The sequence below is a fragment of the Velocimicrobium porci genome, from assembly GCF_009696045.1.
Classification (GTDB): domain Bacteria; phylum Bacillota; class Clostridia; order Lachnospirales; family Lachnospiraceae; genus Velocimicrobium; species Velocimicrobium porci.
In genome coordinates this window covers 69361-82587 of the sequence record NZ_VUMT01000006.1, presented here as the reverse complement: position 1 = coordinate 82587, position 13227 = coordinate 69361, and the positions used below count along the sequence as shown (strand labels likewise).

Below are 13227 nucleotides of genomic sequence, written 5' to 3'. Positions count from 1 at the left end.
TTTTAAAAAAATTGCTAGGAATTTATTGCATATCTGTTATAATAGTAGCTGTGAGAAATGCTATATTACAGAAAGGATGACAATTATGACTCTCAAACCCAACCAGCCTTCTTCTACAAAAGAGGGAATTAAACCCTATCTATATATGGGAATCGCTGCTTTTTTAGTAATTGCAGCCAGTGTTACATTTTTCTTTTTACTGTTCCGGATTGATGAAATTTCCAATCTGTTTGAGAAAATTACAAGTATATTGCAGCCAATCATATATGGTTTTGTAATTGCTTATCTCTTAAATCCAATTATGATGTTTTTTGAAGAAAAATTACTTCCGATTTTAAAGAAAAAAATGAAACATACAAAACGTGCTACGATTGTCACGAGATATATCTGTATCTTTGTTGCTTTAATTATTGGTATTCTTTGCCTTTATATTTTAGGAAGCTTTATTCTTCCGGAATTAATGGTGAGCATAACAGGAATTGTAAAAGCGCTTCCGGGTCAAATCGAACAATTTACAGAATGGACAACAAATCTAGTATCCTCTAATAAGGAATTGGGTCCTTATATTCAACAGGGCATTATGAAAGGTACTGAATACATGGAAAACTGGATTCAGACCGATTTAATTGAAAAACTAAATACATGGATTGGTTTTTTTGCAACCGGAGTAATTGGTGTTGTAAATGTATTAAAAAATCTAATTATTGGAATTATTGTTTCAATTTATGTATTAAGTGAAAAAGATAGATTTGCTGCTCAGGGAAAAATGATTATGTATGCCATTTTTAAAGAACGCACTGCAAATACAATTATTGATACGCTTAGACAAAGTAATCATATTTTTAGTGGCTTCATCAATGGAAAAATTATTGATTCTACTATTATAGGTATTTTATGCTTTTTTGGACTAACTATTTTTAAAATGCCTTATCCTTTACTTGTAAGTGTAATCGTAGGTGTAACAAACATCATTCCATTTTTTGGTCCTTATATTGGAGCAATCCCAAGTGCATTGCTTATTTTATTTGTAAGTCCAATCCACTGTGTCTATTTTGTTATTTTTATTTTAATTCTTCAACAAATTGATGGAAATATTATAGGACCTGCGATACTGGGTGATTCAACCGGACTTTCTGCTTTTTGGGTTATCTTTTCTATCTTACTAGGCGGTGGTCTGTTTGGAATTGTTGGTATGATTATCGGAGTTCCTACATTTGCTGTTATTTATTATATTATTAAAAAATTCATCAGTCACTGCCTGTCAAAACGAGAATTATTATATACATCGGAAGACTATAAAACAATCGAACGAATTATCCGAAAAGAAGACCAGGTCATCTATAAGAAACTAGACTCTCCTATTTTATGTACTGAGGAAAAAAACGAAACAAACGAAAAAGATAAAAGTAAGTAAACATAGAAAAAATGCTGTCACAAAATACGAATATAAAAATTCATTTTGTGGCAGCACTTTTTTATCCTTTTTATTTCCTATTATAATTAATCAGACATCCATCTATAATAATCTTTCGTTCATCATCTGTCAATTTGCCCAATTTCAATGAAAATTCTTCTAAATCATTTCTAATAACATAAGCTTTTATGGAATCGGATTTTTCCAAAATAGCTTTCTTTATATCTTTGATAAAGATATAATCACCATTTGTAAATGGTTCTTCTCCCTCCAGTAAAAATGGAAGCATACCCCAATTAATTAAATTAGAGCGATACCGCTTTGTTGCATATTCAGAGGCAATATTTGCCAATCCTCCTAATACTCTCTGACAACTTGCCGCCTGCTCCCTCGCAGAACCATCTCCAGGCTTTACAGCGTAAATTGTGCTTCCAATTTCCGTATCTTTTTCTACAACATCAGGAAATTCTTTTGTAATAATTTCAAAAATATGTTTTAATTCCTGATTCTCTTTTCCATTTCTTCGAGAGTCTTCCAACACACGTACTTCTTTTGCCTTTCCGACATAAGAAGGATCTTTTCTTGATAATGTAAACTCTGCAAGTCCCAATGGATTGGAACGATAAGAAGAAGTTTCCCCTGATGGTATTAGTTCATCTGTTGTCGTAACAGGATCATGGATAACTGAAACTACTTTTAATAAAATATCATCCGCTAATGGAATCATAGCCGGCCAGTCAACAATTCCCGGACCAAATTTTAATTCTTTTGTTTTATCCGGTTTTCCAACTCCATTATATACACGATTCTCATAAATTGTACTATCAAAATAATAATGTGGCTTTGTATATACTGTATCAAACTCCATTGCTGATGTCAGGTATCCCCTATTTGCCGCTGTCGCCGCAATCGAACGGGCATCCATCAAGGCAACCGAAGCAATTTGTCCATTCGTAATCTTTGACCCTTCTCGATTTGGGAAATTTCTCGTAGAATGACGTATGCTCAACCCCTTATTTGCAGGTACATCTCCTGCACCAAAACATGGTCCACAAAATGCTGTACGAATTGTAGCACCTGTTTCCAAAATATCTGCTGCCCTTCCATTTTTAATTAGTTCCATATAAATCGGCTGGCTTGCCGGATATACACTAAGGGAAAATTCATCCGCTCCAATATAATGACCTTTCAAAATATCGGCTGCATCACAAATATTTTCAAAACCACCTCCTGCACAACCGGCAATTACACCTTGCTCAACATATAATTTTCCATTTCTTACTTTATCTTTTAATGTATAAGAAACCGTATTATTATCTAAACTTACAAGTGCTTTCTTTTCTATCTCGTCCAAAATATCCATCAGATTAGCATTTAATTCATCAATTGTATAAACGTTACTTGGATGAAATGGCATTGCAATCATCGGTTTGATTTCGGATAAATCCACATAAACAAGCCCATCATAGTAAGCTATATTTTGAGGATTCAATTGCTTATAAGCTTCTGGTCTTTTATGTATCTCATAAAACTCTTTTACCTTATCATCTGTTATCCAGATTGAAGATAAGCAAGTTGTTTCTGTTGTCATAACATCAATTCCAATTCGATAATCAACACTCAAGTTTGCAATTCCATCACCGATAAATTCCATCACTTTATTATTAACATATCCGTTTTTAAAAACTGCCCCAATAATTGCAAGTGCAATGTCTTGTGGTCCCACTCCCTTCTGTGGTTTACCTGTCAGATATACACCTACTACCTCAGGCATAGAAATATCATAAGTTTTACTTAACAGCTGTTTTACAAGCTCTGGTCCCCCTTCACCGATTGCCATCGTCCCCAATGCTCCATAACGGGTGTGGCTATCTGAGCCTAAAATCATGCTTCCTCCACTTGCAAGCATTTCTCTGGCAAACTGATGAATTACGGCCTGATGAGGTGGAACATACATACCGCCATACCGTTTTGCACAAGACAGTCCAAACATATGATCATCTTCATTAATGGTTCCGCCAACTGCACATAAACTATTGTGACAATTTGTCAAAACATATGGAACTGGAAATTCCTCCAGACCAGAAGCTCTTGCCGTCTGAATAATTCCGACGAATGTAATGTCATGGGAAGTTAATTTGTCAAATTTTATTTTTAACTGTTCCATGCTGTCAGACATATTATGGGCACTTAATATACCATAAGCCATCGTTCCCTTTTTTACTTCATTTTTATCAATTGGCTCGATAAAATGATTTCTAAGCTTTGCAGGCGTTTCTTCATTTTCTTCAATCAATTCTGTTCCATTGATTAAATAAGCTCCTTTTTTGTATAATTGAATCATTTATACATCCTCCTCGAGTATAATATAAGTAAAATAAACGTATTTTATTTCGTTCATTCTATTTATTATAATGAATCTTTAAGTAGATTGCAAATTCTTTCGATTTCTTATTTTCTTCCGAACTCCTTTTTGAATTCTTATTTTTTTATTAAATTTTTTTTATAGTCTATTTATTTTTTCTAACAAGTGTTATAATATGGTCAAAAATAACATAAAAGGAGAGATTCAAATGAAACAAACAAAACGTATTATCTCAAGTTTAATGATTTTAGTTATGGCTCTTACTTTCGTATTCGTTCCAAATACAGCCTCTGCTAAAACATTAACTGCAAAACAAATCTTAACAAAATCAGCTGCTGCAACTCAAAAAGTAAAAAATTATGAAGGTACCATGAATTTAAACCTTAAAATGAAAGCAAGCAATCAGACTTTAAACATGGCAGCAAAATGTAGTATGGTAAACTTCGTTAATCCATTAAAATCTAAAATTAAAATGGATATTGACACAGGTCTTATGGGAAAAATAGGACTTACAACTTACATGGTTCAAGACGGTGAAAATATTACAACTTATATTTTACTTGGAGATACATGGTATAAACAAACTGTATCTGCTGAAGAAGCAGGCAGCAAGGCAGGCGTAGACGCTTCTGCGATTGCTTCTTTAACTAATAGCGCTTATAAAAACTTCAAAGTTACAAGCACAAAAGAAAAAGTTAACGATAAAAAAGTGTATACATTAAAAGGTTCTATCAGTGGTAAAATGATTAAAACTGTTATAGACCAGGCAAATCTGGAAGAAGTATTAAAAAGTATCGATCCTAGTATGGATTCATCCGTTTATGATACTGACAGTAAGGTAACAATTAAAGTGTGGATTGACCAAAAAACAATGCTACCATTAAAATATTCAATCGATATGGGTGAATATCTTGAAAGCGTTGCTAAAAATATGAAAGATTCCGGAATTTCCAGTGTATCAAAATATACTATATCTTTTACTTTTAAAAACTACAATAAAGCCAAAAGCTTTACAATTCCAGCAGCTGCAAAAAATGCACAGGATTTATCTGAGATTGAAAAACAATAATTTTGTTAATCATTAATAATGAAATAAATATTTTATAAAACAGCACTGGTGAAAAACTTGTCAAACACCAGTGCTGTTCTTAATATATGTGCTTTAAATCCATCTTTGAATTACACGTTCGAGTTCCTCTATATCAATTGGTTTTGCGACATGTTCATTCATACCACACTCCTTAGAGCATTTAATATCTTCCATAAAAGCATTTGCTGTCATTGCTATAATTGGAATATTTTTAGCGTCTTCTTTGCCAGATGCCCGAATTTGTTTCGTAGTTTCGTAACCATTCATAATCGGCATTTGAATATCCATAAAAATCATATTATAATAGCCGTCTGGATTTCTCATATATTTTTCAATTGCCTCTTTTCCATTTTCCGCTTTTTCAACTTCAATTCCAAGCATTCCAATTATCTCACTGGCAATTTCTGAGTTTAATTCATTATCCTCAACTAATAATATTCTAATTCCATAATACCCCTTTGCTTTCTTTTCGATTTTCGGTTTCCGTTCCATTTCAATCTCTTTTGCCTCAGGAAGTTTCAAAAATAATTCTACTATAAAGCAAGAACCTATATCCAGTTCACTTTTAACAGTGATTGTCCCGCCCATGGAATGAACAATATTTTTTGTAATTGTCATTCCCAAACCGGTCCCACTGATTTTACTTGTTCTGGAATCTTCTGCACGAGAAAATGGCTCAAAAATATGCTCTAAAAATTCTTCTGACATTCCAATTCCAGAATCTCGGATTGTAAACCGATATAACCCGAAATTTTTATTATTAACCTTAAGCTCTTCCACAGTGAACCATATTTTACCATTTTCCAATGTGTATTTTACCGCATTAGAAAGTAAATTCAGCAATACTTGCTGTAATCGGACTGCATCGCCGCACACTTGGCTATGAATAATGTCACTCGCCTGCAAAATTAATCGCTGTCCTTTTTCATCAATCGTCGGAAGCTGTATTGTAACTACATTTTCAATTAGCTCCGAAAGATAAAAGCTATCCTCAGAAAGTTCCAATTTCCCACTTTCAATCTTACTCATATCCAGTACTTCATTGATTAAACACAACAAGTGATTACTCGAAAGCGTAATTTTCGATAAATAGTCACTTACTCTCTCCTTATCGTCCAAATGTAACTTTGCCAAAGATGTCATTCCAATAATTGCATTCATCGGTGTTCTAATATCATGGCTCATTCTAGATAAAAATTCACTCTTTGCCATATTCGCCTTATTCGCTGCCTCAAATGCTTCTTCTAATACTTGCCGATTATTATTTTCTTTTATAACAACATCCTGAATATCCCGAACACTTATAAAAATACGGTTTTTTTCACCATTAAAAAAGCAAAAACTAATTTCTTTATGCCTATGACCATCTTCTTTTGGAGAACAAAAATAATAACGGACTTTTTCCTCTCCTTCTAATAAACGGGCTTTAATCTCTTCAATATTAGCTTTCTTGAATTCATTCTCTTCATTCGCTTCAACAAAAAGGTTTATAAAACAAACTAAACAGTTTTCAATTCTTCCATAAAGTGGCATCGTCTTTTTGTTAATTCCATCTGAAAAATGGCATTGATACATTCCTGTTTCAAAATTCATTAGACAAATACTATCATATTCTTGATTTACAGTAAAATCATAAAGAATCTGCAAATCCATATTTGCCATTTCCGCTTCTTTTTGTTTCGTAATGTTCTCAATGATTCCAACTACATTTAGTGGACGTTTTCGCTTGTCATAAGTAACGGTGGATATTGTAATTCTCAACCACTTTTGGTTTACTTTATCTTTTACAACTGCGGAGGCATATCGCTGTCCTTCATGGATTTTTTCAAACATCTCACAATAAACACTGATATCCTCTGGCACAAGAAATTCATTCGCAAAACTATATGGCATATTGTCAAAGCAGGAACTATAATGATAAGTTTCACAAGTCCGTTTTGGAACTAATGCCCTTCGCTCCTGTGGATAATAAGAAAAGTCACAAATTGAAGTAGTTTCTAATGCCATACGAATTAGTTCTCTTTTCATTGCATTTTGTTGTGAAAGTCTTTGATTTTCTAACTCAACAATTTTTTTATCATTAATATCCAAAAATGCACTTTGTGTTACAATCTCATCATCTACATCACGAATCAGTTCAAAGTTACCAATTACCCAGCAATGCCTTCCATTTTTACTCAAAATACGGCACTCCAGATATCTTTTATCTCCAACCTGTTTCATTGCATAAAAAATCTCTTTTAAAGCCTCTTTATCCTCTTCTACTATTATTTCATCGATCATCCAGTCTTGCTTTTTCCAAAACTCTTCCTGAGTATATCCATAAATTCGAATTGCTTCCGGATTTGCATTCTTGAAGTGAATTTTCCGGTCTTTCGTAACGGTATACTGAACAATTCCACATAGCATGGAATCAAATAAGAAATCGTACTTTCTCTTTCTGCGTTCAAGCTCTTTTATTCGCTCTTCCTTTTCCTTTTTTGCTGTAATATCTTTGTATACACCAATTGCTTTTTCTGCCAAAGCTGTACCATTTGGAACTGCAAAAAGAGTTAATTCATAAACTCTTACTTCTTTACTTTTGTCTTTCATTTTTATCGTTCCACTTGCACGTTTCGCACCATTTAACATTTGTTCATGAATCCGAATATATTCCTTTAATGAATCTTCTTCTACAATATCCATGTTAAAAATACAATACGGAACGTTTTCCTGCACCGTGCCAATTCCAAATCGTTCGGCAATTTCCTCCGTTATAAAAATGGATTTATTCTTTAAATCATACTCAAATACAATATTGTTTGACTCTAGTAAAGCAATCCGAAACTGCTCTTCTTTTATTTTAAGTTCCTCTTCTACCTTTTTTTCTTTTGTAATATCTCGAATAATGCCAACAGAGAGTTCTCTCCCTGTTTCCATCGTTATCTTTTTACCATAATTATTTACCCAGACATAACTTCCGTCTCTCTTTTTTATGCGAAATTGTATTTCATAATACTCTTTTTCTGATGCTGAACAAATTAAATTGTTTATGCGGACAATATCTTCTCTATGAACAATATTTAGAAGCTTTCCATCTGTTTCTCGCATAAATTCCTCATAACTATATTTAAGATGGTTCAACACATAATCATTTACAAAACATATTGGAAATCCTTCTTCAAGATATCCCATCATAATACCACTCACCAAATGATATCTTAATAAGTCAACCATTCTTGCAGCATCAATATTTACTTGTTCAAATAGCGTTTCATGAAGTGATAATATCTGTGAATTTTGATTTGTACATTTGCAATTCGCAGTAATATACAAAGATTTATGTAAGTTTTCATAATAAACCTTCATTCGTGCTGTCACAATAAAACACTCTTTTGTTATCTGACGCTTTTTTTCTATAACAATATCATAGCTATATTGTCCACTATGCTCTTCTAATATCCGGCTCATTAGTTTTTTCGCTGAAACTACTCCGCAAACAACTTCCGGTCTCGCATTCTGAATCCACTGAACTTGTGATTCCAAATAAGAAGAGGCCTTTTGCACATCCCTCTCAAGCAAAAAATAGCGATAAAATATTTGAATTAATTGCTCTCCTGTCAACTGACTCATAACCTGCTCCTTTTGTAACTAACCTACACACATTCTTCTATATAGTTTTCGAACTCTTCCATCGTCATAACAACTTTTCTTGGTTTGGTTCCTTCTTCTGGACCAACAACTCCCGCTTCATATAATTGATCCATAATTCTGGCTGCACGATTAAAACCAATTTTAAACACCCTTTGAAGCATTCCGATTGATGCTTTATCCTTTTCAATAATAAATCTGCCGGCTTCTACAAAATATTCATCTCTGTCATTTGGCTCTTGTGCCGACTGCTCTGTTGTTGTAGATGTTATTTTATTATTAATCTCTTCGTTATAAACAGGATTCTCATACTGAGAAGATAAAAATTCTACAACCGCACTAACTTCTTTATCTGAAACAAACGCCCCCTGCACACGAATTGGTTTTGGATAACCGGAAGGGAAAAATAACATATCTCCTTTTCCTAATAACTTTTCTGCACCAGAACCATCCAAAATCGTTCTCGAATCGATTGCCGAAGAAACAGAGAACGCAATTCTTGAAGGTACATTCGCTTTAATTAATCCTGTTATTACGTTAACAGAAGGTCTTTGGGTTGCAATAATTAAATGAATTCCTGCTGCTCTTGCCATCTGTGCAAGACGACAAATCGCATCTTCCACTTCTCCCGGTGCAACCATCATTAAATCTGCAAGCTCATCGACTATAATAACAATCTGTGGCATTTTCTGGTACTTTTCATCTTGATTGTTCTCAATCGAAGCCACTTTTGCATTATAGCCTTTCATATCACGAACGCCTAAATCAGCAAATTTTTTATATCGTTCTGTCATTTCCATAACTGCCCAGTTTAACGCTCCTGAAGCCTTTTTAGGATCAGTAACAACAGGAATCAGTAAATGAGGAATTCCATTATAAACACTAAGTTCAACCACTTTCGGGTCAACCATAATCAATTTTACATCATCTGGACTTGCTTTATACAAAATACTCATAATTAATGTGTTAATGCAGACGGATTTACCTGACCCGGTAGCACCAGCAATTAAAAGATGGGGCATCTTAGCAATATCAGTCACCACTGTTTTCCCACCAATATCCTTTCCTACTGCAAAAGCAATATCGGATGGATAGTTTTTAAATTCATCACTCTCCAGCAAGGTACGAAGCATAACCGCCGAATTTTCTTTATTTGGCACCTCAATCCCTACAGCTGATTTACCCGGAATCGGTGCCTCAATACGAATATCCGCTGCTGCAAGACTTAATTTAATATCATCAGCAAGACTTGTAATTTTGCTTACCTTTACCCCTTGTGCCGGCTGTAATTCATACCTTGTAACCGCCGGACCACAACTTACATTTTTCATTTCAACTTTAACTCCAAAGCTTTCAAGTGTAGCTTTAAGCTTGGAAGCAGTCTGTTTTAACTCAATATCCGGAATTCCCTTATTTCCTCCTTTTGGTCTTGCAAGCAAATTAAGTGGCGGGAATTCATATGGTTTTAAATTTTTCTCTGTCTGTAAGTCATTTTTTAAATTTAGATTTTTTTCTTCCCGACAGATTTCCGTTTTCACCTCTTCCCCACTATCTTCTTTTTTTTGTAACTCCTCACCCGTTGTTTCTTCTTTCTTATTAAACTTCTGTTCTAATTCCTCCTGATAAGCAGGAACTGTATTAGCCGGTTCGGCAGTTGATTCACGTACAATCTCCAAATTATCCAGATTTAAATCTTCTTTTAATGGGGCCTCCTTTTCCTTTTGGAACGTAAATACTCTTGCTTTTCTCTTATTTTTCATATCAGGAATCGTTTCTTCCTCTTTTTCATAAAGAATTTCTTTTTTCTCTCTGGCATTTCTTCTTTCTCTGACTTGTTTCCTTTTTTGATTTAATCCGGCAAATAACAGCCGTTCTGTTATAAACATAATTAAAATCAAACTAATTCCAATTAAGATAGCATAGGCACCAATCGAACCGAATAAATAGCAAAGTCCATTTCCAATCAGACCTCCAATCAGACCTCCTCCGTTTTTTCCAATCATCGATGATTTATAAAACTCAAAAACATGAATTCCTTTTGTATAACCATTTACTAGCAGATGAGAAATTCCCATCAATATTATGTAAAAGATAGTACAGCTAATCAGCTTAATCTGTGCAGTCCGATTCCCTTTATTGGACATGCCAAACGCAATACTCAAGAACAATAGATAAGGAAACAAGTACCCCATAAAGCCAAATAATCCAAATAATAAATTACCAATAATTTTTCCAAATACTCCGCCGAGCTGAAATGTACTTAACACAAGCAAGATGGAAACTACTAGTGTGACAACAAGGATAATCTCATCACGATATGGGCTCATGACCTGCTGTGCTGTATTCTTTTTTCTTTTTGTATTGGTTCTTCGTCTTTTCTTTGAACCATTTCTTGTAGTAGTCATTCTCTCACTCCTGTTCTATTTTTTAACCAACAAAATTCCAAATAATTGCAATTGCACCTACAATAAAGCAATAAAAAGCAAATCCTTTAAATTTCTTGCCACGTACAATAACAAGCATTGTTTTTATGCAAATGTATCCTACAACTGCAGAAACAATTGTACCAATTGTATAATTTACAATCGTAGCGGTTTCAAACGTAATTGATGCAAAGTCTTTTAATTTTAATACAACAGCTCCCAAAACGGCCGGTATTGACATAATAAATGAATATTTAACAGCAAAATTTTTGTCAAATCCAAGCTTTAAACAGGTTGTTATTGTTGTTCCCGATCTGGAAATTCCCGGCATTGTTGCAATTCCTTGTGCAATGCCAACGATTCCGGCCTCTGTATAAGAAATCTGATTTGGGCGTTTTTTTCCCAATTCGGCATGATCTGCAATTGTCAGTAAAATTGCTGTAATAATTAAACCTACTCCTGGAATTATTACACTTTCACTTGCTTTTTCTATGAAATTATCCAGCAAAACCCCAATAATACCTGTTGGAATTGTAGATACAATAACCATCATCACAAATTTACGATATGCCCCATCTATAACCTTTTTGTATTCTTTTGGCTCATTCTTTCCAGCCTGTCCAATCCTATTGGAAAAGAAACGACCTACGTTAATAAAAAAATCACCAATAATTGAAAACCCCTCTATGATTAGTTTCTTAATATCCTTCCAAAACACAACAAATATTGCAACTAAAGTTCCAAAATGAAGCATAACATCAAAAAGAAGCCCTCCTGCAGCTTCCAAATCAATTCCTAAAATATTTTTAAAAAGAGCAAGATGTCCTGAACTGCTAATTGGCAAAAACTCAGCCAATCCCTGGACAATCCCCATCACAATGGCTTCCCAAAGTTTCATTTACCATATCCTCCTATCGTTTTCATTTTACCAAATTATAATATTCTTTATGAATTATACCTTTTCTTTCCTTTCAATGCAAGTTTTCCCGAATCCATGCTGCCGTTTCCTTCACCGCTTTGTGATTCGTTCCACTTGCCGTGACCCCGATTACGATATCATCTCGAATAATAACTGCCGGAAAATAAAAATCACATTCCTCCTTGCAGTCAATAATATTTACAAGACATCCTTTCTTTTTTGCTTCCAAGTACACCAAATGGTTAACCTCTCGGTTATCGGTAGCACCTATCACTAAAAATTCAGATTCAATTTCTCCATATGAATATTCTCTTTTCTTCCATCTAATCTTACTTTGATCTGATAACTCTTTTAATTCAGCTGTTAATCCCAAAGAAATAACTGTTATATCACATTTAAATTCCAAAAGTGTCCGAATTCTCCTTGTTGCAATCGTTCCTCCCCCTATCACAAGTACTTTTTTCCCCGTCATATCAATAAACATTGGAAAATATCCCATAATCTTTCCTTCCTTTTTCTTTGTTTTCCTCTCCTCCTATCATACCACTTCTTTACGGATTCTTCTATGTAAAATATCATGAATACTATAACGCAAGAATGAAATCTCATTCCATGTTGTGTAGGATTTCACACTTGCGTTTTCCATTCCTTTAATACATCACTTCTTATTTTTTCTCATCAATCATCTGATATAGTTTGTTCATTGCTTCTTTGATGCCTCCAACCTCATCAATAATTCCCTCTTTTATTGTTTGCTCCCCTACAAGAATCGTTCCTAAATCCTTCGTCAACATTCCCGTATTTAACATTAACTCTTCTAAACGCTCTTTTGTCGCTTTACAGTGATTTGCAATAAAGCCAATAATTCTATCCTGCATCTGTCTAAAATAATCATAAGTCTGTGGTGCTCCTATTACCGTACCACTCATTCGAACCGGGTGAATTACCATTGTTCCTGTCGGTACAATGAAAGAATAGTCTGTCGAAGTTGCAATTGGTACTCCGATGGAATGGCTCCCACCAAGTACAAGAGATACCGTCGGTTTGCTCAAAGAGGCTATCATTTCAGCAATCGCAAGTCCGGCCTCTACATCACCGCCTACGGTATTGATAATAACAAGAATTCCTTCCATTTCCTTATCATATTCAATTGCCGCCAATTTCGGCAACACATGCTCATATTTCGTAGTCTTTGTCTTATCCGAAAGACACTCATGCCCTTCAATTTCTCCAATCACAGATAATAAATGTATTTTTTTTTCACCTGTCCCTCCTAAAATCGCTTCACCATATTCTGATACCTTTTCATCTTGAAGTTTTTCTTTTTCTAACACTTCTTTTTCTTGTTTTACATTAATTTTATTGATATTTTCTTCGTTCATAAAA

General features: G+C 34.1%; 8 protein-coding genes. 2 read left to right on the top strand and 6 right to left on the bottom strand.

The features are described 5' to 3' along the window. Positions 1-85 precede the first annotated feature (85 nt). Positions 86-1414, top strand: coding sequence for an AI-2E family transporter (locus FYJ58_RS05595; RefSeq protein WP_205839167.1), 1329 nt, complete (start codon positions 86-88; stop codon positions 1412-1414). Positions 1415-1484: 70 nt separating this feature from the next. Here the strand turns inward: FYJ58_RS05595 and FYJ58_RS05590 are convergent, their stop codons facing one another. Then, positions 1485-3758, bottom strand: a complete 2274-nt coding sequence (locus FYJ58_RS05590) for a hydratase (RefSeq protein ID WP_154518504.1) — start codon at positions 3756-3758, stop codon at positions 1485-1487. A 229-nt stretch (positions 3759-3987) separates the two neighbouring features. On the opposite strand from FYJ58_RS05590, the gene FYJ58_RS05585 reads away from it, so the two are divergent. Next, the gene (locus FYJ58_RS05585; RefSeq protein ID WP_154518501.1) at positions 3988-4848 is read left to right on the top strand and encodes a DUF6612 family protein; all 861 of its coding nucleotides are present in this window, start codon (positions 3988-3990) and stop codon (positions 4846-4848) included. Positions 4849-4941: 93 nt separating this feature from the next. Here FYJ58_RS05585 and FYJ58_RS05580 read toward each other — a convergent pair whose 3' ends face one another. The 5 genes from FYJ58_RS05580 to FYJ58_RS05560 form a co-directional block, all read right to left on the bottom strand. Then, the gene (locus tag FYJ58_RS05580; RefSeq protein ID WP_154518498.1) at positions 4942-8481 is read right to left on the bottom strand and encodes an ATP-binding protein; all 3540 of its coding nucleotides are present in this window, start codon (positions 8479-8481) and stop codon (positions 4942-4944) included. A 23-nt stretch (positions 8482-8504) separates the two neighbouring features. After that, positions 8505-10904, bottom strand: coding sequence for a DNA translocase FtsK (locus FYJ58_RS05575; protein WP_154518495.1), 2400 nt, complete (start codon positions 10902-10904; stop codon positions 8505-8507). A gap of 22 nt (positions 10905-10926) precedes the next feature. Beyond that, positions 10927-11820: an undecaprenyl-diphosphate phosphatase gene (locus FYJ58_RS05570; RefSeq protein ID WP_154518492.1), complete on the bottom strand. Its 894-nt coding sequence runs from the start codon at positions 11818-11820 to the stop codon at positions 10927-10929. 73 nt (positions 11821-11893) lie between these two features. After that, on the bottom strand, positions 11894-12340 hold the full coding sequence (locus tag FYJ58_RS05565; RefSeq protein WP_154518489.1) for a precorrin-2 dehydrogenase/sirohydrochlorin ferrochelatase family protein: 447 nt from the start codon (positions 12338-12340) through the stop codon (positions 11894-11896). Between the two features lie 166 nt (positions 12341-12506). After that, positions 12507-13223, bottom strand: a complete 717-nt coding sequence (locus FYJ58_RS05560) for a ClpP family protease (RefSeq protein ID WP_154518487.1) — start codon at positions 13221-13223, stop codon at positions 12507-12509. Between the last annotated feature and the right edge of the window lie 4 nt (positions 13224-13227).